Here is a 24,441-nt window from a genome sequence, read left to right as displayed (position 1 = left end):
GTGGCTCGTTGGGGACTGTCCTCGACGAGTTGACTGGGCCGCCGCATCAACGCGGCGCACCGGAACGATCGGAGCCGCCGCTCGTCCGTAACGGCCCAATCCCCACGACTCGACGCGGCGCTGCGTTCGCGACCAGAACCAGTGCCGCGCCAGCCAATCCACTTGCCACATGTTTGAGCGCATGACCGGCAATCATGTGATGCGACAACTCCCACACCTGCCAGTCCAGGGTTTCGAAAATCTTCGCGATCCCGTAGAAGACAACCACGAGCGTCCAGGCAAAAACGCCATCCACTTTGCGCCCGAGCGTCATGCCGACGATTGCCGCGAGCCCGCCGAATTGCAGAATCGCGTAAGGCCACAAGCTATTGAAGGCGAGCCAGTAGCCGATTGTGCCGAGTGACACGACGACCATGATCAGCATCTGCGCCCAGCCGACGCGCTGGGCGGTCGCCGAGGTCCACAGCATCGCGAGAATGCCGGCGAAGACAATCGTCATCGGAAAGCGATCCCAGACTAGCGTCGCATCGGACGGCGCCGCGTGATACCACGCCGAGCCAAACGCCGTCAGCACCAGGCCGAGCGCGGCAACGAACATGCCGGGAAATTGCGCCGGCGGGCACCGCGAATGCCGTCTCACCCAGCCGAGATTGAGAATGCCAGCGGCCAGAATACTGAGATTCGACAGCACGTCTGACGCATTGGGTAGCGACCCGAGCGAGCGTTCGTCGGCGAAGTGATGATAGGACAGCGGCTGCGCAAGTGGCCATACCAGCTGAAACGCTGCGCCCAACAGGAAAAGCACGACACTACCAAGCAGCAAGCGGGAAATCTTCACGGTGCCTGATTCCATAATCGGCGAAGCGCTCAATGAACGCTAACGTCGTGCAGACCGACATGCCCGCATTGGCCCCGTTCAAGTTCACGAAGCCGGTTCGTCTCATCGGGGAAACGGATCAATACAACAGGACCACTCTGCAGGCACGACCGATGACGCTGCGGACATTGTATTCCGCTTGCACAAATGTACAGCAGGAAGGTCCTGAAGCGTACGCTGCGGTTCACGTCGAACAGCACGATTTCACTGCCATTCTCTGCAGGCATTCATATAGCGACGACATCACAGCGGGCTGTGCTGACCGCAAAGTCGGTCACGGACTGGAAGGTAAGGAGTTCTATGCTTAAAATTTTGGGGATTTTCGATCCGGTCACGTCCGTCACAAACATTGAGCATGATCACTTTTGTACGACTCTGGACGGCGCCTCGGCGGTTTGGGAATACATTTCGGTTGTCACCGCAGCAGCCGAAATTGGCGACACGACTCGGAGAGCCATGGACGGGTAGATGGACGAGACGAACCATCTCCGCGCCGTCAAACGGCATCTACGTTAGGCTTCGGACCTTCAAAAATTGTTCGCCGTGTAGCAGGCAAGTTGACACATTTAATGCGGTCACATTCAGGTTGACATTTTTATTGTGTTTTCAGCGACAATAAATGTGTCAACACATACGGCACTGAGCACGTCGCCGCAAGGCTGAGCCGGCGACAGAATTATCGAGTTCTACGCCAGGCTTGGGGAAGCGTGCGGAGTACGGCTTCAACTGATTAGTGAACGAAAGAAACATGCAAACCGTTGCGGTACTCGACTTCGAAACAACCGGGCTTTCGCCGAATCTGGGCGACCGCGCTACCGAGATTGCCGTCATCCTCCTGCGTGACGGCCAGATTGTGGATCGTTACCAGAGCTTGATGAACGCAGGGCGGCGCATCCCGTCCGATGTCGTTGCTCTCACCGGCATCACGAACGACATGATCGCATCGGCTCCTCCTGTATCGAAAGTCATGAGGGAATCTGCAGCGTTTGTTGGAAACCATCCCGTCGTTGCCCACAACGCCGGTTTCGACAAGCGGTTTTGGCAGGCAGAACTGGGGCTTCTTGGAGTGCCAGCGGAGCATTCATTTGCTTGCACGATGCTCGTCGCCAGGCGGATCTACCCAGGCGCCCAGAGTCACCGCCTGGCTAGCTTGGCGGAGATGCTCCGGTTACCGAAATCGGGTCGTGCTCACCGCGCGATGGTTGACGCTGAGGTCGCCGGCCATCTCTGGTGCCGATTGCAGCACGACATCGCTCAAACTTACGGGCTCAAGCGAATCGATCACGCCCTCATGGCTCAATTGCAGAAAACCAGCAAGGCGAAGGTGGCGACATTTCTCGGTTCGCGGTCTAACGACTGAGCTCACAGCGCCGAACAACCTGGACCGCCCCGGCGCGCGCCACTGCTGCGTTGCGGGTTCTCGCTCTGGCTCGCACGAGCGTGAACGTGTTTCGCCATCCGACGCGAAGCACAAAGTGTTCGGCAAACCTCTCGAGTCGGGATGTCGCGTGCGCATGACGGTGTCCCTCATCGTCCGAACTGCGGCGGCTCCATCCTGCGCGTCCCGGGACTCGCGCAAACCCCGCCATGGCGGGGGATAAGCGCCCAGAAGGCGGCATCAGAAGCGTCCCTCGATTTGGGGGGCTAGCAATCTGGAGGGATACGGATACGATGCAATCGACTGGAGAGGCGCCCATGGACAACCTGTATTTCCGCCACGTACTGCTTGTAGAGGACGAAGGTTTGAGACGAATCGCGATGAAGAGCCTGATTCTGACCTCAGAACCGACGCTCGACATCGACGAGGCCGGCTCATATGCCGCCGCTATCGAGCGGCTGCAGAACAAGGCTTACGACCTGGTTTTTCTCGACTACCAGATCGGCGGCGATCACACCGGGCTAGACTTGATGCGCTGGCTGCAGGAAAACGAGCGTGCTGCGCATGTGGTCATGCTGTCCGCGCAGGACGACCGCGAGACCGTACTGGACTGCATCAAGAATGGCGCCGGCGGCTTCATCTCGAAGGCCAGCGAGAAAGGCGGTGCCGTGTTCAGGGATGCACTGCAGACGATCCTGAATGGACGGCTTTTTCTGCCGAACAGCGTGCTCGGCAAAGGCGGCCATACCCCGCATTCCCCGGGCCCGAGCAAGGGAATTCCGATCGACTCGCTGAACCTGACGCCGCGCCTCGCGCAAGCCTTGGGTTTTCTCCTGCAATGCATGTCAAACAAGGCCATCGCGCGAAAGATGGATATCACGGAGAACACCGCGGAGGAGTACATCAGCTATCTGCTGAGCCGCTTCAACGTGTCGCGGCGCACGTTCCTGATCGTGGAAATGGCGCGGCGCGGCGTTGAGATTCCCACCGTCGCGAACGCTCCAGCGGTCTAATTCGCCCGGGTCGGAGAAAATCGTGTTGACCGCACCCGGATCGTCGGCCATCAGTGAACTCCTGGCGTTCGTGTCGATTTCAAGCGCGAGTAGTGAAAACGTTCATGCCCGCGCAATAGCCCAACTCGCGATACGCTTCCCACTGGCTATCGGTAAAGAACTGGTCCGCAGTGGTTTGCTGGGGAAAATCACTGTAGTTTTTTGCGTAGGTGCACACATCGGTGGGCGCGCCGATGCCAACGCTCGGCTTGACGTACAACATCCAGCTTGGGCGGCGGTCGGGCTCGTTGGAATAGGTGATACAGGCGAGCGCGGCGCCACGAGATCCATCGCGCTTCAGCTCGGAAAACGCTCCAATGGCTTCTGGATCAAACGATGCCTTGACCCAGTCTGGCACGTGCGGCTCATCCGTCCCGCGCTCAAAGGCACTCCATCCAGCTTCGCCTGATTGATGACTCGCACGCACCGGGCGCGGATCGAGCCAGGTGATCGTCGCGCAGAAGTCGTAGCGCACCTGCCTCGTCAGCAGTGCGAGCGATTCACAGCGGTAGTCCGGGTCCGCGGCTGCGTCGACAGCGACGATGAAGGGCAGTCTGCGGCGAATCAGCTCGTAGATGCCCGTGTTGTCGAAGTGGCCGCCATCGCTCAGATACCACAGCTTCGCGGAAGGTCCCTCGAAATAGGCACGCCATTCGTCAAGCAGCTTGGCCTGCAGTGTGAAGATGATCGAGGGCAGTGACTTGATCACGCGCCAGCCGCCGCGCCGATATTGTCCCGGCCGTCCGCCTGCTGGAATACCGCTGTTCCACCAGTAGCCGATCCGGACATTCAGCAGGCCAAGCAACAGCGATTCCGCGAGCTTCGTGTTGCGGCCGAGACCGGTCGATGCTGCCGCGCCCGAAATCGCCATCCACTGGCCAAGGCTGAGCCGTTCGATATCGACCTGCGCGCCGCTGGATTTTACGAAGGCGTGAAACGCGTTGGGATCGGGCTCCACTCGCACCGCGGTGACAGGCGCGAAGCGCGCGGGAGTCGTCGCGTCGCGCGCGCCCCAGAGGGCGTGAAAGCGTCTGCCCGCGCTGATGCCGGCGGGCCCCACACACATCGGCATACCCTTGTCGTCGCGCAATTGATTGCCGGAGAGCGGGTCGACCGTGTTATTCAGGCACGAGCAGACCAAATGCAGCGGGCCACCATGTCTTTCGGGATGGTAATCGTCGAACATGACGTCGTCGCCCAGATCGCTCACACCCACCGGAACAGGCTTGCTGGTGCCTGGCGGATTCACGCGGGCATCGTTGGACGCCCCCAGATAGGTCCGCACCAGCTTCTGCGCGTAGCTCTGCTGCAGGGAGGACAAGTTGAGAAAGAGCAGCACGCGGCCCTTCACCGCTGAAATGAACAACGCGGCAATCACGCAGTAGCGCGCAGTCGTCGGATCGAGGCCGAAGGCCAGATAAACGAGCACGTCGAGGAACAGGAACAGCACGAATGCCAGCGCAAAGGCGAAGAGCGCAAGCAGCACCTCTTTCACGAGGCCGCTGCCGAGAGTCGTTCCCGCTTCTGGCGCTGGCGTCGTGGCCGTTTTCGCCTGACGCTTCAACACGCTCGCCGCAATCCCGCGTAGCAGAACCAAAAGCGGCGCGACGCCAGCAAGGGACCAGGTCATCGCACGAAACCCGCATGCCGGAAGGAATTGCGCGAGCGTATCGACCACCACGAATAGCGCGGTCACGACGAAACCGAACAGCGCCACGCCGAGCAGCCGGGTCAGCCGGTTGCGTATCACGATGGTTCCGCCCTCGGGCTGCGCCGTGCCGGGATCAAGCGGCGGCGCACTGGCGCCGGATGACACGGGTTTGGCGACTAGCAATCCGGCCGCCTGCTGCTCGAACCACGCGAGCAGAAGCACACCGAGCGCGAGGGCGCTCCAGCCTCCGATGTCGGGCAGTGTCAGTCCATAGATCGCACACCCGATCATCGCGAGCCACAGGGCGAAGGGCAACCACGAGCGCCACTCCCATTTCGGGCGCCGCCTCATGGTGAGCCAATAGCCGATGGAAGGCGGCAATATGCCGATCACGAGGAACCACAGCGGCAACCGCCACCAGGCCGACAGCGTAACGCCGTACCATTGCGGCGGCGCGCTCTCGCACACAAGCGAAACGACGCTGACCTTCGAACAGTCGAGCGCGAACCAGTGCAGCGCGCCCAGCACGCCAAACAACAGCGCACCGATCCATACATGCACCGCCGCGAGGTTGCGCAGGATGACTACGATGTCGAACAACACGTCGTGACGGCCGCCACCCACGAGATATTGCGCGTTGTAACGCAGCCACTGGATGGTCGATGAGCCCAGATTCGTGAGCGTGCGCTCGACGCGGTCCGCGGGTATCTGGCGCTCCTGGTCCGGCATCTCCGTAAACAGCTTGCCGAGAAATGACGCTATATAGCCGCCCCCCGAAACAGAGGACATGAAGTCGATGTCGCGCAGGCGTCGCCGGCTCGCGAGCGCCTGAAGAACGCCTAGACAGAAGGTGGCGCTGCGCACGCCGCCGCCCGACAACGCGAGTCCGACCGTGTCCTCCGGCAATCGCGCGCGATCCGCATTGGCCGGCTCCTCCCATGCAGGCCGGGCAGAGTCCCGGCGCTTGCGCACCGCCTTCGCTTCGACGCTCTCGAACTCGCTCGGGTAGTTCTCCGAGTCGGCCAGCAGCACGTCGGCGGCCTTCTCGCTGATCATGAAGGTAGGAGTCACGATGAAGTAGCCCGGAATGGTCGGAAAGACCGATGTGTCGACGATGCGCAGACCCTCCACCCCATGCACGCGGAACTTGCTGTCCACCACGGCATACCGGTCCTGGAGGTCGCGTGGATTCTTGCACCACGGATCGTAGCCAATCCGGCAGGTGCCGCATGCGTGATGCCCCCACGCTTCGTCCTTGATCCACTGACGCAGCGTTGGCGAGCAATCGGGTTTATCCACGCCCGGCTGGACCTCGCAGCTGAACGCGCTAACGTGGCCATTGATCTCGCGGATGCGCTTGATCGCGTCGCACAGGGAATCCACGTCGCTCGTGCAGTCTTGCGCGCCCTCGCTTGTGTCGTCGAACGAGTGAAAGTTGATTTCCGGCGTCTGGAACGGATCACCACTGAGCAAGCGAACCGTGCCGTTGTTGTTGTTCGTGTAAGCCTTGAGAATGACCCAGCTCCATAAATTACGCGTCCTTTCGCTCGACGTCATGCTCCGGCACAACAACTGCTGCGAATAGTCCCAGTAGTAGCCCCGAAACGCGACCGGCAGCCCGAAGATGAACAGATCCGGGTCGCTGCGCAAACGGGCACCGTTCGCGGACGACATCATCATCGCGAGCGCGCCGCCGTTGGTCGAGTAAAGGCCAGTCTGGTCGGCGAGCCACTGGAGCAGCATGGGGTCTTTGGCGTCGCCTGGGTCGAAGGTCACGCCGTCAAGCGTGGAAAACGGCTCGCTCGCCTCGCTGATCACGCTGACTTCATAGCGGTCCTGAAGATTGCGGCCGACGCCCGGGAGATGGACGACCGGCCCGAGAAGCGCTCCGTCGCGGTCGCGCGGTCCGTCAACTTTGCCCTTCAAATCCTCCGAGTCACCAATCCCGCTCAGCATGAGCAGTTGCGGCGTGTTGAATGCGCCACCGCACACAATCACTTCGCGCCGGGCGAACACTTGTTGCGTGACGGGCGTCCCGTCCTTGCCGGCGTACTTCGGGCTGGCCGCATAGAGGTAAGGACCGATGCGGACTTCCACGCCAATCGCGCGCGGTATGCCGCTCTCGCTCTTCTCGAACACGATCCGCGTAGCATGCGCGGGGTTCAGGATCACGAGCCGGTCGGGGAATTCGGCCATGACGTTGAGCAGATGGTCGCGCAGACCGCAACGGCGCTTGCCGTCGGTGCCGATCGAGATCAGCGAAACGTGGGCGCGGCTCTGGATGTCCGGCGAGCGGACATTGGGGTCGAGGAACTGCAGAATCTGAAACCGGGCGAGCGCGCGACCGAACATCGAGGCCGCGTTGCGATTCGCCAGCGAGGCGAACAGCACGTCCTTGAGCACGCCGACAAAGGTGCGGTCGCCTCGAACGATGGCGGCGATCACGAACGGGTCGATGAAACTCGTCTTTTGCCAGCCCGCGGAACCGTGGCCGCCGGGATCGAGCTGGCCGCGCGGATCGAGCCAGCGCGCGGTCCATTCCAGAAACCTGAACAGGAGCCCCAGCGTTTTGCCAGCGAAGGTCCGGTAGACCGAGTAGTAAAGACAATTCTCGATCTTGGCGAAGTAGCCCTGCATGTTCTGCGAACGCCACGAATCGTCGCCGGTGTATTCGGCGATGCGATCCCAATCGGCATCGTTCGGGCGAATGATGATCATTGCGTGGTGCGACGTGCAACCGCCAATGGCCGCCGCGCGCGGGTAGAAGATGCCGCCCTGCCCTTGCCCATCCGTTGCCGCGCAAGGGTCCTTCGCGACGTCATATTTCGGATCGACTTGCTGTCGCGCCGTACTCGTGTAGTGGCGCACCGAGAATTCCCAGCTCATGTCCGGGTCTTCGGTCGCGCTGGCATGGAAGGCGGGCACCGCGTACACCTGGCGCATCTGCTGCTGCGCGAGATCGGGAGCGCCCCGCGTCATCGGCTGAGCCCGCGCATCGGGCTGCGCGACGGCGGGGTCGTTGCCTGCTTCGATCAGCAGAACGCGGCGCCCGTTGAGCGCAAGCCGCGCGGCGAGCGGGCCGCCGCCCGCGCCCGATCCCACGATCACGTAATCGAACGGCGTGGTTTGCGGATTCCTGGCTTGCCACAGCGGGTCATCGGGGTTCATCGCGGCTCCCGTGGACGAAATTGACAAGTCAGAGCGTTTCGAGGAAAGCCTTCAATTGCCGCTTTTCGTCGTCGGTAAGCGACTCGCCGAACCAGTGCCCCCGGTCCAGCACGAAGTCGGGACACTTGCTCGCTTTGAGCAGCGCCGGGCCGGCCTCCTGCTGGAATTCGTCGAGCGCCTTGAAGCTGCCATCCTTCGGGTCGTCGCGACGCACCCGCAGCACCCCGCGCGTGAGCCCGGCCACCGCATCGAGGAGATCGAGCGTGGGCGCGTCGGGGTTGATGTTCATGAGGAGATTCACCGGCGTGCCGCGCGGAATGGGACCGACGTTAATGCCAATCAGGCGGCCGTCGAGGAAGGCCTTCCCCACGCCGCCAATAACGACGAAAACCACGGCACTCACTGCGAAGAACGCACGCGCCCAACGCCGCGCATTGGGGAAGCGGAAGAACGCGGCCGCAAGCCCCAACACGACGAGAGGAATGACCCATAGCCATGGGTAGATCGCGGCCACGCCCGAGACGTGCAGCAGCGTCGCGAGCACCGCCACGAGCAACGCGAGCAGACCACCTGCGAGGCGCGGTTGCCCCACGAAAATCAGCACGACGGCGATCAGTGCCAGCACTCCCCAAACGTAAATGAACAGGAAAGGCGTCAAGCGCTCGCCGAGAACACCCGTGATAAGCGGCTTGATGAACCTCGGCGCAAAGTCGATATATGAATCCTTCGTCGTCCTGTAAATAAAGCCGACGTCCCTGAAGCCCGGTTGATCGGCTACGCCTGCCGCCGCGAACGACCGGCGAAAGTCCCCGCGCAGCGCGCTGCATTCCAGGCTCTGGTCAGCAGGGTTGTCGCGACAGAACGCCTCCTTTTGCGCGGGATAGAAGTTCACGCGCTGCGCCGCGCCATGCGCGAGCGTGCCAATGACAGCGCGCTTGCCATTGTTAAGCAGCTTGTCGATGGCGTCGTCGTACGCCTCCAGCCGGCCCTCCACCGAAGGATCGCGGTTATAGATGCCGAGTGCATTGTTATGTAGCAATGGCGCGGTCGCCCAGACGCTCACGAGCGAGGCCGGCCGGTAATAGCCCGGACCGCCGCCAGGCGGCGCATATTCGTCGTTGTTCCCCCACTTGTCGACGGCGCTCGTCTTGCTGAACGGATTGAAGAAGTGAACCAGCCCCACCGCAGGCAGGGACTTGTACGTTTCCGAAGAGAAGTTGTCCCAAACCTGGCCGCGCATGCCATTGGTGCCCACGGCGCGCTGCGAATTGCTGCCGACGAGGGTGATTGGCACACGCACATCCGTCGAGAGATAGTTATTCTTCTCGAAGAAGTCCTGCCCTCCGTCCGGCTGTGCCACGATGTACTTCTGAAGCCGGTCCACATAGGCGAGCCACGGCTTGCTCAGCTTGAACGCTTCCCAGTCGGCAAAGTCCATGGGCAGCGTAATTCCGCCCTGGTTGTCCGCGCTCGCGGTGCGCCATTCGCGCGAAAATGTGATTTGCAGGTCTGGCGGCTGCCTGCTCGAATGGCAGATCGCGCAATTGCGGATGAACACCTCGCGGCCTTTGCCGCTATCTTCCTTGTTGGCATTGATCCGTGCGAGCCCCTCCGCGGTCGAGGCCAGTTTCATCGGCTGGGATATCGTGGCGCCGGATTGCGTGACATGAGTGAAGAAGTCCTCCAACTCTTGCACGCGAAAGTGCTCGGTCGTATTCCAGTAGACCGACCTGGCCCGGATGGTCGCAATATCGAACGGCCGCTGCGGCGCGAATCCGACGATCGTGTTCTGCACCCTGCGCCATTGCTCCGAATAAGCACCGATGTTGAGATACACCCGCAATAGCGCGCCTTCGATGCCGATGCTGTCCGCGCCGTCGAGCAACACACGCGGCGTGTGCCGCGGATCCAGCGTGAAAAGCGGTTTGTCCTCGATCCCGCGCATCATCAGGTTGCTCTTGCTTTGCTCCTCCGGCGGATTGGCGGCAGCGCGGGCAAGGCGCGCGTTCACTTCAAAGATCGCGTTGATCGTGTTCGGATTGTTGATGTGGTCCGTAGCCACGAGCGACGTGTCGATGGTCCCCGGCTGCTGGCTCGCGACGAACTGCCAGAGGAAACTATCCGGCGTCTTCAGGTTCGTGAAGGCATTCGAGGGTAGCCAGTACTGGTTACCAATCATGCTCGACATCTCCCCCCACTCGGGATGCTCCGTACTTTGCGGCGACACGAGCGGATGCGGACCGACATGACAGAACGAGCACGCCATGCTCACGCGAAATGGCCTTACGAGCAAAGGGTCCGCGTGAAAGTCGGCGTCCTTGGGATCGGTCGAGTAGTATCTCGCGCCCTTATCGCTGACGACCTGCTCCTTCCAGTGCTCGCGTGCTTTCTCGGCGGCTGGCGACTTGCCAAAGAAGTCCGGATTCGGAAATAGCCGCAGCCCCACGACGCCGGAAGGATAGCCGTAGACGAGCGGGTCGACGCCATCGTCGCCGAGTTGAGCGATTGCCTGGTCATACAGCGCCGGGTCGCCGACGTCGAAAAATGTCTGGTGATCGTGCGCCGCGTCCTTGGGCATGATCACACGCTCGACAGGTTTTCCGTCCGCGCCGACGTCATTCTCCGGCGAGCGCATTTTGATCTTGTCGCCGTCGGGTCCGTCGATATAAAGACCCAGCCCGGTCATCGGCGCGTCGCGCTCCACCATGCCAGGCTGATTGATCAGCCCGCCGTCCCTGAAACGATGTGCCCTGTTCTTCGAATTCAGCAGGACAAGAAAGTCCGCGATGCCGTACCCGTTCTCCTGGACCCAGCCCCAAAACGCTTCATTGCCCTCGCCCCACAGCATCCAGGTGTTCTGCCCCATGATGGCTGAGCGAGCGCCCTTCGGAACGGTGTGCCCGTCGAACCAGTCCATTGGTCGCGGCTTGGGGTCGTCACCGACGACGACCTTGTCGACCTCGCTGAAAATGTTTCGCGTTTCTGTCGGGAAGCACTGTTCGTTACGCGGAAACAGAAGTACGCCGCCTGCCGTTTTCGTGGCCCTGGCTTCGTCGGGTGGAGCGCCCTTTTCGACCTCGCCCTCGGGCGGGGCATTTTTGTCGAGCGTTGGTGCGATCGACGCAGCCGGATAGCGTTTGATCGCATTCTCCAGCCCGGTCGTATCAGCCTCACACGTTGCGTTAGCCGCAGATGCAACGTGTTTGCACGCCGCCGGCTTTGTCGCCGCTGGCGCGCAGCTCGACGCCGCGCACGCCGCCGGAGCCGATGCAGACGTTCCAGCGGCATGCACCGCTCTCCATGCCAAAAGGCAAGAAGCGACCATTAGCGCACCCACTAGCGCGGGCTGCAAAACACGATGCTGCTTCGCCAGCACAGGTCGTTCGCTTCGGGAACTGCATAGTGAACGCATGAACGCGCCTCCCCTGCAGGTGCGAAACCCAAGGCGCGATGGCTTCAGTGTTGCTCCCGCAAAGCGAGGTGCCGTGGCGCGGCGCGGCCGGCACCCTCCGGCCGCACTCTCGAAACGCTCAATACCGCAGCCCGATGGCGGACAGTCTGGCTCGCTCGTGTACTGGCGTCACCTAGATACGTTGTCCGACCGTGAAGGAGAATATAGGCGACGCCTATCGAATGTCAATTATGTTCCACTGGTTTGGAATCCTTCTCATTAATCAATTCTCATCAAATCCACGCACTATCGCTGAAAACCCAACATTTACGCCAATGCGCAAAGCATATTCGTTGTTGAGACACCAGGGCAATCTGTTCGCCCGGCCAATTGCAGCCGCAGCGACCAGGTACCTCGAATTGCCTTGCGAATACGGGAGCGCCGGTGATTCAGCGAGATTCATCCCCGGCGCTTTCTTACGCGCCCACTCACGGCTGCAGCGACTCGGCCGCCCGGTGGATTGCCCTGCGAATCCGGGGAAACGTGCCGCAGCGGCATTCGATGCCCTGCATCGCATCGTTGATTTCGCGGTCAGTCGGATGACGATGACAATAAAGCAACGCCGTTGCGGCAACCAGTTGCGCGCTTTGACAATAGCCGCACTGCACGACATCGCATTCGATCCATGCCTTCTTTAATGCACGAGCTTCCGGACTCTCCAGTCCTTCAATCGTGACGACTTCCGCCTTGTCGATGGCGCATATGGGTATCTGGCAAGACCGAAAAGCTACGTTATCGATCAAGACCGTGCAGGCACCGCAAACGCCAATACCGCAGCCGAATTTGGTTCCCGTCAGTTTTGGTTCGATTTCGCATCGGAGTGCCCAGAGCAGGGGAGTTTCGGGGGCAGAATGCATGACAACGGTTTTTCCGTTGATACGGACTGACACCATGCATCACCTCCGGAAGGCGCTGGCGGATCAAGAAGCGGGAGCTGCCGAACCCGGTTCCCGGTGAGTGCGAAAAGTGCATTCGCTACGGCAGGCGCAATGGGCGGCGTACCCGCTTCGCCAACGCCTTGTGGTTCAGTACCACATTGAAGCACTTTTGTGCAGATCTCAGGACAGGTCGACATATTGATGAGTGGAAATTCGGAAAAATACTTCTGCTGAACCTGGCCGTTCACGATGCTGATACGTTGATGCAAGGCGGCGGAAAGCCCGAAAATAATGCCGCTCTCCATTTGTTGCTCGACGAGATTCGGATTGATTGCGACGCCGCAATCGATCACGCAGTAGACGCGCGTCACCCGAAATGTGTCGCCAAGCCGCTCCACCTCCGCAACCTGCGCCACCACGCTGCCAAACGCTTCGTGCATTGCCATGCCTCTGGCCGTTGTTCCATCACCCTTCGTTGGGCTCTGCCAACTGGAAAAATCCATGAGTGTTCGCAGTACATAGGCGTGTCGCTTGTGTTCCGGCTTCGTCAGCATGTCAAGCCGAAACTGAAAGGGATCCTTGTGTGCGGCTACCGCCATCTCGTCGATAAAGCTCTCGACAAAGAACGCATGAAGCGAATGCCCAACCGAGCGCCAGTTACCCACGGGTATCGGCAGCGTCACCGTGTTGTGCGTGACCGCAATGTTCGGGCACTCGTACGGCTGATCGAACGCGCCTTCTGCGTTCGTGGTGTCGGTGAGCACCTCTGCGGCCAACGCTGGGATGCCGAACGCTCGAGGCAGCGCTTGTGCACTGATCGACTGGCTGGCCGACTGGTTCTTCCACGCAATCAGTTTGCCGTCTTTATCGAGCGCCCCGGAGAATTGCGACACGCACGCGGGGCGATAGAAGTCGTGCGTCGTATCTTGTGCGCGTGGCCAGATTGTCTGCACGGGACGTCCGTTGGCATGGCGCGCGATTGCCACCGCCTGCACGATATAGTCAACCTCGAGTCGACGGCCAAATCCGCCGCCGATCAAGCACTGATGCACCTGCACATTGTCTTCTTTCAGACCGAGGAACTTTGCCACAGCCTTGCGCGCCGCCATCGGGATCTGCGTGGATACCCAAACCGACGCTTCGCAGTCGTTCACCTGGGCAGTACAGTTGATGGGTTCCAGCGCTGCATGCGCGAGGTACGGCGCCTCATACTGCATTTTCAGCGGCTTTGACTGCTTCAATGTCGTTTCGACGTCGCCGGTCGAATAGAAGTACTGGGGCTGAGCGCCACCTTCGATCGCCTTGACCAAGGCTACGCTGATGTCTGCATCGCTGAGGTATTTTGACGGACCATGGTCCCACGTGTACGACAACTGGCAGAGCGTGCGCATGGCGATGTACGGGTTGTCGGCAATGACTGCGACTCCGCCGGTACCGCCGTGGTAGGGATCAACTGTGAAGATGTCGTGAATACCCTCGGTGTTCTTCACGTTCGAACTATCGTGTCCGGTTGCGATTCCGCCGAGTGTTGGACACATCTTGACGCTCGCGTATAGCAGGCCTTCTGGCAGCGCGTCGATTCCGAACCGCGCCGATCCGTCGATTTTCGAAGGCGCCTCTATCCGGTTGCGCCGCTGGCCGATAATCGTGAACTTCGATCTATCCTTGAGCGTGACGTGCGTGGGCGGATGCTCGAGCTTCGCCTTGTCGATAAGCTCGCCAAATGTAGCCGAATTTTTCGAACCCCAGACAATATGGCCCGCGCGTGCATCGCATTCGTCAACCGGCGCCCCCCACGCCTTCGCCGCCGCGCTGCAAAGCATCGCGCGAGCGGAAGCGCCAGCCTCGCGCATCGGTTCCCATAGATCGGCAATGCTCGTCGAACCGCCCGTCACCATCGTGCCGCCTAAAAGCGTTAGAAGCCGCGCAAGATCCTCTTCGCCCTTCGCCTGCCAGCTGTGATCCTCGGGGCGAAGAGGAAGCGCGCGCGCGAGGCTTACGCGGTTTTTATAAAGCGACTCTATGGGAGCATCGGCGAGCCGGACCTGGGACCAGTCCGCTCCGAGTTCATCTGCCAGCAGCATCGCAGCGCCGGTGTGGATGCCCTGCCCCATCTCGGCCTTGCTCATGACTATCGTGACGTTGTTGGCGCGATCGATCATTAGCCAGCCGTTGAGCTTCACGTTGGTACCGGACGTCCCGATCGTGCTCCCGGTGCATATTTCGTCACGCGCTTGCGATACCGACCATCCGATCGCGAGCACGCTCATCCCCGCCAAACTCGCACCGCCGACAAGAAAGGTTCTCCGCGTCAACATGGCATCGTCCACCGAATGTTCTTACCGCGCATTGAGGTCGGCGAGGGCCGAAGCCCGGAATTCTCCCTGCATCTTGCACCGTTATCGGTTGCGATACGAGTTGCGAGAAGCTGCATAAAAACCTGCACTTCTCTCCTTGTTGAATCACCTATATTAGTCACTGGGCGTGGCGATTGCGAATCCGAAGTACGGTATGAATTTGTAGCGATCGCTGAAAACGGAATACTCAGCAGGAGATCAAGTGAAGGTATGCAAACAGGAGAAAAACTCTCCTCGCGCAGCCTTGAGCAAGCCACTCACTGGCAGGTGGTAAATGCTGATCGCTGAAATCCATGCGCTGCTTGCCGGAATATCCGCCCCGTGGAAGAGCGTGCAGCCTGCTTTATCACCTGCTCGCGCTCTCGGAATGTTCCTCGCCCGATACCGGCGTCAGTCTGAAAAATATCGAGCTGATCGAAAACTATCTCTACTCGCTCGCACCTTTGACTTCCGACTGGACGCAACCCGATATAGCCGTACTTGCCAACCAGTATCGTCCCGCCCGGCGTACCGGGCATCAACAGCACGCGGACATGGCGTTTTCGCGGCTCGGCATAGCACGAAATGGCGATACAGAAGCGCAATACGATGCGGCAATTCGCTGCTTCGTGCCGCACGTCAAGCGTAAGGTCGTGAATAAGATCAAAGATAAGACCGAGGAAAGTTTCGAGAACGAGCCCGAACCTGTCCGTGTATTAGAACCGCACCTGCGACAACTACCCGTGAATCATCTTGCGAGGGCCGTGATGTTGCGGCTGAATGGCGGCGAATACGTGCGCCTCTTTCTGTAGCGCCATCAGGATCTCAAGGGTCTGGGCATACAGGACGAGGCCAGCAACACGCGCGAACGTCTCGCGCGAGCGCCCAGTCGACGCAATCTGCTCTGAGCACACAAACACAGTTTCTCGGGCGTCCCCCGCAATCACCGTGTCCTGAAGGAGCCGCAACTGATGGATGATCCGAGCGAGGAATATGAATTCCTCACTCTTTTGCGAAAGAGGCACTAATAAGCCCTCGAGGTCGTCAATAGATTGACGCAGCCGCGATAAAATCGTCCGATCCATTCTCGCCTTCTCCTTACTCACTTCCTCATTCCATGCCGACTCTGGCAGAGAGTCACAAGGATTAGCAGCGCGCCCACGCAATTTCTTCTCAGCTGGCAGTGAAGATTGTCCAGGATGTTCTGATCTACAAACTCCCCAGCTTTTGCGCCGGCGAGTCCGAGAACGGCCGCACCTGCTAATGCAGCGGCGACGATCGGCCCTCCCGGCATCGTCGGTAGACTAGATGAAAACTCCGTTGGCGCGCGTTTGTCCGATGTCTTAGCGGCTCCTGCGCCGCCGGGAATTGCTCCCGCTGCCAGCCCGACCGTTGTACCCACTTTCTTCGATTGGCATAGTCCCCTCTTCTCAATATCCCCATTTCCGCGGTTGGTCGATACAAGAAGTACCACTGGCCAATCTGCGAAAACCGTTGTCGCCTCTTGTCCAACCCTTCTTTATCGGCATTTGCGTGCGAGTCTGTAGATCCAAACGACGAACCTGGTCCAAGTTTATGCAAAACGCATTCCATAGGATAGGTTGATTGCTGCGACAGCCTCATGTAGCTCTCGCTGCGATACATCCAGGTATGGAGCAACGTGATCGAGATGCGAATGGCCCAAAAGGATCTGAACGGTTTCCAGCGTGTGGCTTTGCGCTACGAGGCGGCTGGCAAACGTCCTTCGGCCACTGTGGCTGCTATAGCCTGCTCCGAGTCCGGCTGCGCGGTACAGGCTGGTGACGTAGCTCTGCAACTATCGGCAGCGAGGTATTCAACGATGTTGCCCTCGCAGTTCACGCGTCGCGTCACGCTCAGCTCGAACGCACTTCCCTTCTGAGTAGGGAAGAAACGGGTGCAGGCATCAAGCCGCGGTATTCGCTGCGATCCAACGACACTCCATGACCACGGCGTATCTCCGTTCGACATAACGATCGAAAGCCTCGATCATCTTCGGATGAGAAAGGAACACACAGCGCGGACGACATCCCTTTGTCACCCGTCCCGGCAATGCAGCTTCCTCCTGCCGGGCGCCCCGGCGCGAGAGCATGTGATGTACCTCGACGCGCGCAATCTCTGTCACACGCATGCCACATGTGACGCCGAGCAGGAGGATCAACGTGCGCGCTCGGGGAAGCGGCTAGTCGCCTCCGTAATGCGTAATAGGTGCCGAAACTTTGCGGGAGTGAGTACTTTGGCGTGTCTAGATTCCATGGTTTCCTTCCTCGGAAAAATCCGGGATGCCGCCAACGTACCAGCGCCTCGTTTTGTGCCGCCGTTGCACCGGTCATCGCGTTTTGATCCACGATGCCCGCAAGACTTCCACCAGCCAGCGTAGCCAGCGCCATTACCGCCGCCATTCATCGCCCCCCGTCACTCGCGCCGATTTTTAGGCAAAGTTTGCCGCCCCTCCCGTTTGGCCCGTTCAACTTCAAAGCCGGCAATACGCAGTTACCCCGATGCGCCCCGGCTCAGGTAACGCTCCACATCGCCGTAAACCACAGGTATCCGCCGGGTAACTCGCGCATCCATCGCGACACTTCTGCACGTGAACCACCGGGCGGCCAGTGATGGAGAAGGCAGAGTGAACCGATTTAGCTTGAACACCAAACTGTGGCTCGCACTTTTGATTACCTGGCTTGGTCTGGTGGGCCTCGGCGGCTGGGCCGCCTGGCAGTCTCGTTCAACCATGCTTGCGGAGCGAAAGGCGGCGGTACAGAACGTCGTCGACAGTGCATATGGCATCGTGGCCGACTACGCAAAACTCGTTGAACAACACCAACTGACGCTCGACCAGGCCAAGCAGCAGGCAATGGCGCGACTCTCGGCGATGCGCTATTCCGGCAATGGCTATATGATCATCACGACCGCGACGCCGGTCGTCATCATGCACCCGACGCTCCCGGACCTGCGCAACAAGGATGTCTCCAACTACGCGGATCCCGACGGCAAGCTCCTGTTCGTCGCAATGGTGAAGCTCGCGCAGTCGCAAGGTGAAGGCTACGTCAACTACATGGGGCGGCTGCCCAGCAAAACCGAACACGTCCCTAAAATCAGCTTCGTCAAGCGCTTCGATGCATGGGACTGGTACCTGATATCGGGCGTATATGTAAACGATATCGACGAGGCTTTCCACACCAATCTCTTACGCTATCTGATTACCATTCTCGCGATCGGGAGCGTTAGCACGGTCGCGCTCGTGCTGATTATTCGCAATGTGAAGCGCAGTCTCGGCGGAGAACCATCCTATGCGGCGCTCGTGGCGGAAACCATCGCGACCGGCGATCTCTCGCGCCCCGTCACGCTGGGTCGTGAAGATCAGACGAGCATGCTGTTCGCGATGCAGCGCATGCAAAGCCGGCTGACCGACGCGATCCGCCGCATTCGAGGTGGCACCGAAACAATCACGGTCGCGGCGGGGCAAATCGCTTCGGGCAATCTGGATCTTTCCTCGCGGACCGAAGAACAGGCGGCGTCGCTCGGCGAAACCGCGGCGAGCATGGAGCAGTTGACTGCCACCGTCAAACAGAACGCGGACAACGCACTGCAGGCGAACCAGATGGCGCGTAACGCGACACAGCTCGCGGGCCAGGGCGGAGAGGTCGTCCAACGCGTTGTCGAGAATATGCAGAGCATCGCACAGAGTTCGGCACGCGTGGTCGATATCATTTCGGTTATCGAAAGCATCGCATTCCAAACCAACATCCTGGCATTGAATGCGGCTGTCGAAGCAGCGCGCGCCGGGGAAGAGGGACGCGGGTTTGCCGTCGTCGCGGGCGAAGTACGCAATCTCGCGCGACGCAGCGCGGATGCCGCGAAAGAGATCAAGAGCCTGATCGAAGATTCGGTCGATCGCGTGGGACAGGGCAAGGAGCTCGTCGAACAGGCGGGCGGAACGATGCTTTCGCTGGTCGAGGCCGTCAAGCGCGTCAACGACATCATCAGCGAGATTTCAGCCGCCTCCGACGAACAGAGTCGCGGCATAGAGCAAGTCAATATTGCCATTGCGCAGATGGACCAAACCACTCAGCAAAACGCGGCAATGGTCGAGCAAGCGGCGGCCGCCGCACAGTCGATGCAGGAACAGGCGCGGATGCTTCGCGACGTCGTGAACACGTTCCAGTTGTAGCGCACGGCTAGTTGATGGTGCCAGACGGCGCCTGCTCTCCATCAACTCACGAAACGACGACCGTAAATTCGATCCCTGATTCAAAATCAGGTGTCGAGGTCGAGAAGCGCGGATCGTTCTCGAGGTAGTGCCTATATGGCCTAACTACGTCCTCGGCTGTGTACCCAGTTGTGCAGAAATCTTCCTGTTTCCTCCGAGGCAGTCATGATAGCGGCGTGCCTTGCGAAGATTCGAAATCTTCGCTGGATCGCCGTAGACCGTAGTGAAATTGTCACTACTCAACCCTGGCGACCACGTGCCAAAGCGCGGTCGTGTTGACACTACTGAATAAATCTTCAGGCTGCCTCGACAACGACTTCGGTTTCCGCTTCGCTCGCCTCGTCGTTCGTGGCCGCTGCAAAAGCCTGCACGGCCGCGCGTGCCGCCGCTTTGCGCGTCTTGCCCGCGCGCGACGGCGGTTGGCACACGCCGCACACCACTCCCTTCTGCAAGTCGTGCTTGTGTGCGACGAATTTGCCCGTGCAGCGGCAGCAGGCCGTCAGTTGCAGCATCTCAGCTTCAAAGAAGCGCACAAGGGTCCACGCGCGCGTGAGATCCAGCACCGGTTCGGCTTCGTTGTGCGTACAGTGCTGCAGATACAGGCGATATCCTTTGGTGAGCGCATCGAGGTGCGAACAGCTCGCTTCCTTCCGGAGAAACAAATACGTGTTGAAGAACAGCGACGCGTGGATATTTGGAAGCCACGGCATGTACCAGTCCGCCGAGAACGGCAGCATACCCTTCGGTGGCGACGCGCCGCGCATTTCGCGGTAAAGGCGAATCAAACGCTCGCGCGGGAGTGTCAACTCGCTCTCGAGCACCTGCATGCGTGCCCCGAGTTCGATGAGTGCGATGGCGCGAAACACTTCCTGTGCGTCTTCGGTAACGCTTTTTCTGGTCATCGTATTCATGACGGACCGATCTTAGACCAAGAGTTCGACGGGGTGGCCTGCCATCACGATGGCGGCATGAGTGGATACGACCTCGATGTGCTTCGAGGGCTGCGTGAGCGCGGACAGCAGCATCCGATCGTTGAAACGGAAGGCGCACACCAAATGGTCCGATGAGGCGAGCTTCACGACCTGGGCGAGCGACAGGCCGATCAGAAGGTCGGCAACCTCGGCAGACAAGCCGAGGCGGAACATGCCGATTGCCCGGTCCTCGCGCAACATGCGCTGCGCCAGCACGAGATAAGAGAGATTGACTTCGCGAATGCTTTCCTGAATGTCGAGAGTATTCATGGATATGAGCCTTGATCGCTGAACAGCAGCGACTACGCTAGACGCCAATCTCGCTTCACCGGCAAACATCGCATTTGATGCGGCCTGATTGGCACAGTCGTATACCGATGAATCAAGCGTTTAGTCGATGTTGGTTATTTCCAGACTAGTCCGCTCCCCGCCATCTGGTCAATATGTATACGAATTGTTTTAATCAATCGCTTGCTGTTGCCGGTGAAAGGTCGTTATCGGAATACACTATTTCTGGCACGGATTTTTCTTTCTCCGCGGCGTTTGCACCCTTCTTCTGGTGTCATCAAGCGTGGCTCCATCGCACTTCCCCGTCCTTCCGAACTGAGCCAGCAAACACCTTTCCAACGCTCCTGAATTTCCGGAATGCCCCCGTTCAGGAAGGTCGCTGTCAGGAGAGTTGCTGCCTGGCAAGCCGCACTTCGCCGATACCAGTACCTCATCGGCCCAAGTGGACACAATTCCGCTTCATCGGGCCGTAAAGCGTTGAACGTCCTTGCGCGCTTAATATCAAGCCAACCAGCACAACACTCAGGATAACTATATAAACAGATCTATGAGGTCTTGAATGCAGCGGCGCGATCAACTTGAGGCAGATGCAGCGCTCGTTGCTTACCTGAAGTCCGTGGTTCCCACCGGCGGACTGACGCTGCGCTTCACCTGCGCGGTCGTCGAGCTACTGGCCAACGATACACAGAGCCGGGTCGAGCTGCACATCGCCGGCGCGAAGATCATCTGGCTCTGGTAAGCCGACAGGGAATGCACCCCTTTTTTTGCTTCAAAAGCGCTTGCCGGTCTCTGATGCCTAATAGGTATAATCGCCGCCCGGGTGGCGCAAAAATCAAACAAGGGGACATGTCGTGCGCGCGACAATGGCAGCGGTAATGGCAGTTGCGGCAATGAGTGTGACGACGGCGGCCGCGGCCGCCGTCGAGTATCGAGAACAATCGACGCCGCCGGATGTGTGTCACGGCGCGGTCGCGAAACGGACCGAGGCAACAGGTCAGATCGCGGTCGGCGCGGCTGCGGGCAACGCGTGTGTTTGCCAGCCTGCGAGCGCCGGACCGCGCGCCGCGGCAGCCCGCCCTGCACCGCCATCGGGCGATCATAAAGCCCAGGATGACGACGGAGCGCTCAAGGCGGGGGCAGCGATGCTCGGGCTTTGGCCGAAAGACTCGGGGAACCATACCGGTCACGTCGTGACCGGGCAGATTGTCCGCAACGTTCGGCACGAGCCGGTTGCTGCCGCACACGCGCCGGAGAGTGGATCGCATCACGCGTTTAGCTATGACCGTCGCGCAAACGTTTGGCATGCGCCGAGTACTGTCGCGCGAACGACAACGGACGCGCCGCCGCATCGCACGTCAGCCGGCAACAGCAAGGACAACACCCGGCACAAGCCGGTCGCTGGCGCGCGCCTGGCGGCAAAGATACCGCCGCACGGTGACGGCTCGCGACGTTCGCTCTCAACTGCCGCCGGTCATCCGGTGCCGCATCATCGCCTCGTCGTCGAGACGAAGCCGATGCAACCGAAGGTGCTGCCGAACTCGCCACGACGGGAATTGCCGCCGATTCTCAGTTGATACTGCATATAAACTGCGCAGAGATTCGCTCTCTGCGCTTCGTTTCGCGCAGCGGCACGTCGTGCGACATTCCCGCCAATCGATCTGTTCAGGGCATGACGCACCGAGAAATCACCTGGCGTTCTCCGAGAGGTGTTCCTGCAGATACGTTCGGAAAGCTCCGTTCATGCGCGTGCGCCGCACCTTCGCTCGTTGCCAGAGCGCGTTTCGCCGAATGACGCTGCGTGCATGCGAACTCTGACAGGCCGTTAGTTGCGTTGAATTGTCGACTTTTGCCGCTTCCGCTCGCCATCTGCCCTCCGCGATAATTTTTTGATGCGCCTTGTCCGTCAGCATGACGTGCGAGCGTCATTATGATGGCGGCACGATGTAATTCATCCGCCTCAACCCCATGACGGAGGCTCAAATGGAATACCTCTTGATGATCTATTCGCAAGAAAACGGCTGGAACCAGATGACCGACAGTGAGCGACAGCAAGGCGTCGCCGCCTATCACGCGTACACCGAATCGCTGCAGAAAGCGGGCGCGCTGGTGGGTGCCAACCGGTTGCAGCACACGAATACGGCTACGACCGTGCGGCTGGTCGACGGCAAGCCGCAAGTACTCGACGGACCGTATTCCGATTCGAAGGAGCAGCTCGCGGGCTACTACCTGATCGACGTGCCCAACCTGGATGCGGCGATGGCGTGGGCGTCGCGGTGTCCCGGCGCGGCTCACGGCATCATGGAAGTGCGCCCGGTCTGGACCGCTCCGTACGATGCGCCATCTGCTGCATGAGCCAGTCCGGCGGCGGCCGTCACGCTGACGCCGCCGCACATTCCGTTGCCGAGGCAGTCGCGCGCCGCAGTTATGGCAAGCTCGTCGCGCTGTTGGCGATGCGCACGCGCGACGTCGCCGCGGCCGAGGACGCACTCGCCGACGCGTTTGCGGCGGCGCTCACGGACTGGCCGGTGCACGGCTGCCCCGCGAGCCCCGAAGCCTGGCTGATGACCGTCGCGCGCCGCCGGGCGATAGATGGCGCACGCCATCGCCATGTCGGCGACGTAGTGGTGAACCAGCTCGCGATCCTCGCGGATGAGATCGACGAGTGTGAACCCGGCGCGTTGCCCGACCGGCGGCTCGCGCTGCTCTTTGCATGCACGCACCCTGCACTCGAGGCCGCGATTCGCACGCCGCTGATGCTGCAGGTCGTGCTGGGCCTGGAAGCGAAGACGATCGCATCCGCGTTTCTGATGTCTCCCGCCGCCATGAGCAAGCGCCTCGTGCGCGCGAAGACCAAGATCCGCGAAGCGGGCATTCCGTTCAGCGTGCCCGAGCGTGAGGAACTGCCCAGCCGGCTCGACTCAGTGCTTGAAGCTGTCTATGCGGCATATGCGGAGGGTTGGACGGACCCGGTCGGCGGCGATACCGAACGGCGCGATCTAGCCGACGAGGCGCTGTATCTCGCACAATTGCTCGTCGAACTGCTGCCCGAGGAACCGGAGACGCTGGGTCTCCTTGCGCTGATGCTGTTTGCGCAGGCGCGGCGCGATGCCCGACGCGATGCGGCCGGCGATTACGTGCCATTGTCGGCTCAGGACCCGTCAACATGGAACGCACCGATGATCGACGCGGCCAACGCACTGCTGCGGCGCGCGAACGCGTTTAATTCAATCGGTCGCTTTCAACTCGAGGCCGCGTTGCAGTCGGCGCATGTGCATCGCTGCCGATCGCATTGCCCGAACTGGGACGAGATCGTGCAACTCTACGATGGGCTGCTCGCCATAGCAGCTTCGCCCGTGATCGCGGTGAACCGCGCACTAGCACTGGCGGAACGCGACGGCGCACAGGCGGCGCTCGACGCGCTCGCGCCGTATGTGGATGATCCGCGGCTGACTGACTACCAGCCATACTGGGCCGCACGCGCCAATCTGCTCGCGCGTGCCGGCGCTACGACCGAAGCGCTTGATGCGTACGATCTTGCGATCGGCCTCGAGCGCGATCCGGCCGTGCGCCGGTTCCTGCAGCGCAAGAAACTGGAGCTTGCATCGGCGAGCAGCTAGCGGCCATTCACCCGAGACGCCCGGACGTCGGCAAACGACGCGCAAGCAGGACGGCGACGCCGCCAATGCCAGCTGCTGAAAAGGCGGCCCTATCGGGACCGCGATCATGTCTTGCGCAAGATGCTCCCGATGACGTATCCCCGCATCGCAACCTGCCAGGGCAGTTGCTGCTTACATCGCAGGTCGTTCCAGTGACTACTCCGGAGTCGTTTGAGGCTGCCGGCGTCGCGTCAGGATCTCGAAATCTGCGCCACATTTGCCTGGCATTCCTCAATGAACCGAAAAAAATCTATACCGTGTGACGAAGCGTGCGTGGAACTACCGCGTGCGGAAGCACGAATGCCATGATTTACGAAGCGTAAACGCCAGAACCCCGGTTCTCTTTCGGAGAGACCGGGGTTCTGGACGTTACAGCATAGGGAGCCTGACGATTACCTACTTTCACACGGGCAATCCGCACTATCATCGGCGTGGAGCTGTTTCACGGTCCTGTTCGGGATGGGAAGGGGTGGGACCAGCTCGCTATGGTCATCAGGCATGACGGGT

At 60.4% G+C, this 24,441-nt stretch carries 17 protein-coding genes, 1 rRNA gene and 2 pseudogenes; 9 read left to right on the top strand and 11 right to left on the bottom strand.

What is annotated here, in order from left to right:
* Positions 1 to 46: 46 nt before the first annotated feature.
* The gene (locus VSR72_RS38120; RefSeq protein WP_342957379.1) at positions 47 to 838 is read right to left on the bottom strand and encodes a hypothetical protein; all 792 of its coding nucleotides are present in this window, start codon (positions 836 to 838) and stop codon (positions 47 to 49) included.
* 32 nt (positions 839 to 870) lie between these two features.
* Between VSR72_RS38120 and VSR72_RS38115 the strand changes: the two genes are divergently transcribed.
* The 3 genes from VSR72_RS38115 to VSR72_RS38105 all read left to right on the top strand — a co-directional run bounded on the left by VSR72_RS38115 (position 871) and on the right by VSR72_RS38105 (position 3,268).
* Entirely contained in the window at positions 871 to 1,185 is a 315-nt protein-coding gene (locus tag VSR72_RS38115) for a hypothetical protein (protein ID WP_342957378.1), read from the top strand.
* Positions 1,186 to 1,625: 440 nt separating this feature from the next.
* Entirely contained in the window at positions 1,626 to 2,237 is a 612-nt protein-coding gene (locus tag VSR72_RS38110) for a 3'-5' exonuclease (protein WP_342957377.1), read from the top strand.
* Positions 2,238 to 2,572: 335 nt separating this feature from the next.
* Positions 2,573 to 3,268, top strand: a complete 696-nt coding sequence (locus VSR72_RS38105; RefSeq protein WP_342957376.1) for a response regulator transcription factor — start codon at positions 2,573 to 2,575, stop codon at positions 3,266 to 3,268.
* 79 nt (positions 3,269 to 3,347) lie between these two features.
* On the opposite strand, the gene VSR72_RS38100 is transcribed toward VSR72_RS38105, so the two are convergent.
* The 4 genes from VSR72_RS38100 to VSR72_RS38085 all read right to left on the bottom strand — a co-directional run bounded on the left by VSR72_RS38100 (position 3,348) and on the right by VSR72_RS38085 (position 14,773).
* Positions 3,348 to 8,126, bottom strand: a complete 4,779-nt coding sequence (locus tag VSR72_RS38100) for a GMC oxidoreductase (protein ID WP_342957375.1) — start codon at positions 8,124 to 8,126, stop codon at positions 3,348 to 3,350.
* Between the two features lie 28 nt (positions 8,127 to 8,154).
* On the bottom strand, positions 8,155 to 11,043 hold the full coding sequence (locus VSR72_RS38095) for a hypothetical protein (protein ID WP_342957374.1): 2,889 nt from the start codon (positions 11,041 to 11,043) through the stop codon (positions 8,155 to 8,157).
* Positions 11,044 to 12,005: 962 nt separating this feature from the next.
* Positions 12,006 to 12,470, bottom strand: a complete 465-nt coding sequence (locus VSR72_RS38090) for a (2Fe-2S)-binding protein (protein WP_342957373.1) — start codon at positions 12,468 to 12,470, stop codon at positions 12,006 to 12,008.
* Positions 12,371 to 14,773, bottom strand: a complete 2,403-nt coding sequence (locus tag VSR72_RS38085) for a molybdopterin cofactor-binding domain-containing protein (protein ID WP_342957422.1) — start codon at positions 14,771 to 14,773, stop codon at positions 12,371 to 12,373. Before VSR72_RS38085 ends, VSR72_RS38090 begins: the two co-directional genes overlap by 100 nt.
* A 332-nt stretch (positions 14,774 to 15,105) precedes the next feature.
* Here VSR72_RS38085 and VSR72_RS38080 point away from each other — a divergent pair, with 332 nt between their 5' ends.
* Positions 15,106 to 15,603: a hypothetical protein gene (locus VSR72_RS38080; RefSeq protein ID WP_342957372.1), complete on the top strand. Its 498-nt coding sequence runs from the start codon at positions 15,106 to 15,108 to the stop codon at positions 15,601 to 15,603.
* A gap of 761 nt (positions 15,604 to 16,364) precedes the next feature.
* Here VSR72_RS38080 and VSR72_RS38075 read toward each other — a convergent pair.
* Positions 16,365 to 16,607 (bottom strand): tyrosine-type recombinase/integrase, encoded by a 243-nt coding sequence (locus tag VSR72_RS38075; protein ID WP_342957371.1) that lies wholly within the window; start codon positions 16,605 to 16,607, stop codon positions 16,365 to 16,367.
* 828 nt (positions 16,608 to 17,435) lie between these two features.
* Here VSR72_RS38075 and VSR72_RS38070 point away from each other — a divergent pair.
* Positions 17,436 to 18,980: a methyl-accepting chemotaxis protein gene (locus VSR72_RS38070; RefSeq protein WP_342957370.1), complete on the top strand. Its 1,545-nt coding sequence runs from the start codon at positions 17,436 to 17,438 to the stop codon at positions 18,978 to 18,980.
* Positions 18,981 to 19,026: 46 nt separating this feature from the next.
* On the opposite strand, the pseudogene VSR72_RS38065 reads toward VSR72_RS38070, so the two are convergent.
* From VSR72_RS38065 to flhD, 3 genes and pseudogenes are all read right to left on the bottom strand, one after another.
* Positions 19,027 to 19,143, bottom strand: a pseudogene (locus tag VSR72_RS38065) (SAM-dependent methyltransferase); the annotation flags it as partial.
* 172 nt (positions 19,144 to 19,315) lie between these two features.
* Positions 19,316 to 19,921 (bottom strand): flagellar transcriptional regulator FlhC, encoded by a 606-nt coding sequence (flhC, locus tag VSR72_RS38060; protein ID WP_342957421.1) that lies wholly within the window; start codon positions 19,919 to 19,921, stop codon positions 19,316 to 19,318.
* A gap of 21 nt (positions 19,922 to 19,942) precedes the next feature.
* A complete protein-coding gene (flhD, locus tag VSR72_RS38055) occupies positions 19,943 to 20,260 on the bottom strand; it encodes a flagellar transcriptional regulator FlhD (RefSeq protein ID WP_342957369.1) in 318 nt (105 codons plus the stop codon).
* A 577-nt stretch (positions 20,261 to 20,837) separates the two neighbouring features.
* Between flhD and VSR72_RS38050 the strand changes: the two genes are divergently transcribed.
* The 4 genes from VSR72_RS38050 to VSR72_RS38035 all read left to right on the top strand — a co-directional run bounded on the left by VSR72_RS38050 (position 20,838) and on the right by VSR72_RS38035 (position 23,895).
* Complete coding sequence (locus VSR72_RS38050; protein WP_342957368.1) at positions 20,838 to 21,017, top strand: hypothetical protein; 180 nt, start codon at positions 20,838 to 20,840, stop codon at positions 21,015 to 21,017.
* A 151-nt stretch (positions 21,018 to 21,168) separates the two neighbouring features.
* On the top strand, positions 21,169 to 21,852 hold the full coding sequence (locus tag VSR72_RS38045; RefSeq protein WP_342957367.1) for a hypothetical protein: 684 nt from the start codon (positions 21,169 to 21,171) through the stop codon (positions 21,850 to 21,852).
* Between the two features lie 406 nt (positions 21,853 to 22,258).
* Positions 22,259 to 22,630 (top strand): YciI family protein, encoded by a 372-nt coding sequence (locus tag VSR72_RS38040; RefSeq protein ID WP_233889371.1) that lies wholly within the window; start codon positions 22,259 to 22,261, stop codon positions 22,628 to 22,630.
* Positions 22,627 to 23,895: a DUF6596 domain-containing protein gene (locus VSR72_RS38035; protein WP_342957366.1), complete on the top strand. Its 1,269-nt coding sequence runs from the start codon at positions 22,627 to 22,629 to the stop codon at positions 23,893 to 23,895. The genes VSR72_RS38040 and VSR72_RS38035 overlap by 4 nt, the downstream gene beginning before the upstream one ends.
* A gap of 42 nt (positions 23,896 to 23,937) precedes the next feature.
* On the opposite strand, the pseudogene VSR72_RS38030 reads toward VSR72_RS38035, so the two are convergent.
* Positions 23,938 to 24,051, bottom strand: a pseudogene (locus VSR72_RS38030) (LysR family transcriptional regulator); the annotation flags it as partial.
* 266 nt (positions 24,052 to 24,317) lie between these two features.
* Positions 24,318 to 24,431: ribosomal RNA gene (rrf, locus tag VSR72_RS38025) — 5S ribosomal RNA — on the bottom strand.
* Positions 24,432 to 24,441: the final 10 nt, after the last annotated feature.

Source organism: Paraburkholderia sp. JHI869, assembly GCF_038900775.1.
Classification (GTDB): Bacteria; Pseudomonadota; Gammaproteobacteria; order Burkholderiales; family Burkholderiaceae; genus Paraburkholderia.
Note: the sequence above shows the minus strand (reverse complement) of the source record. Positions and strands in the feature narration are given on the sequence as shown.

Bases quoted from the DNA above. Each gene is read 5' to 3' on its own strand.
- VSR72_RS38115 (WP_342957378.1), top strand. From the start codon at position 871: ATGAACGCTAACGTCGTGCAGACCGACATGCCCGCATTGGCCCCGTTC.
- VSR72_RS38110 (WP_342957377.1), top strand. From the start codon at position 1,626: ATGCAAACCGTTGCGGTACTCGACTTCGAAACAACCGGGCTTTCGCCG.
- VSR72_RS38105 (WP_342957376.1), top strand. From the start codon at position 2,573: ATGGACAACCTGTATTTCCGCCACGTACTGCTTGTAGAGGACGAAGGT.
- VSR72_RS38100 (WP_342957375.1), bottom strand. From the start codon at position 8,126: ATGAACCCCGATGACCCGCTGTGGCAAGCCAGGAATCCGCAAACCACG.
- VSR72_RS38095 (WP_342957374.1), bottom strand. From the start codon at position 11,043: ATGGACTGGTTCGACGGGCACACCGTTCCGAAGGGCGCTCGCTCAGCC.
- VSR72_RS38090 (WP_342957373.1), bottom strand. From the start codon at position 12,470: ATGGTGTCAGTCCGTATCAACGGAAAAACCGTTGTCATGCATTCTGCC.
- VSR72_RS38085 (WP_342957422.1), bottom strand. From the start codon at position 14,773: ATGTTGACGCGGAGAACCTTTCTTGTCGGCGGTGCGAGTTTGGCGGGG.
- VSR72_RS38080 (WP_342957372.1), top strand. From the start codon at position 15,106: ATGCGCTGCTTGCCGGAATATCCGCCCCGTGGAAGAGCGTGCAGCCTG.
- flhC (WP_342957421.1), bottom strand. From the start codon at position 19,921: ATGACCAGAAAAAGCGTTACCGAAGACGCACAGGAAGTGTTTCGCGCC.
- flhD (WP_342957369.1), bottom strand. From the start codon at position 20,260: ATGAATACTCTCGACATTCAGGAAAGCATTCGCGAAGTCAATCTCTCT.
- VSR72_RS38050 (WP_342957368.1), top strand. From the start codon at position 20,838: ATGCAGCGGCGCGATCAACTTGAGGCAGATGCAGCGCTCGTTGCTTAC.
- VSR72_RS38045 (WP_342957367.1), top strand. From the start codon at position 21,169: ATGAGTGTGACGACGGCGGCCGCGGCCGCCGTCGAGTATCGAGAACAA.
- VSR72_RS38040 (WP_233889371.1), top strand. From the start codon at position 22,259: ATGGAATACCTCTTGATGATCTATTCGCAAGAAAACGGCTGGAACCAG.
- VSR72_RS38035 (WP_342957366.1), top strand. From the start codon at position 22,627: ATGAGCCAGTCCGGCGGCGGCCGTCACGCTGACGCCGCCGCACATTCC.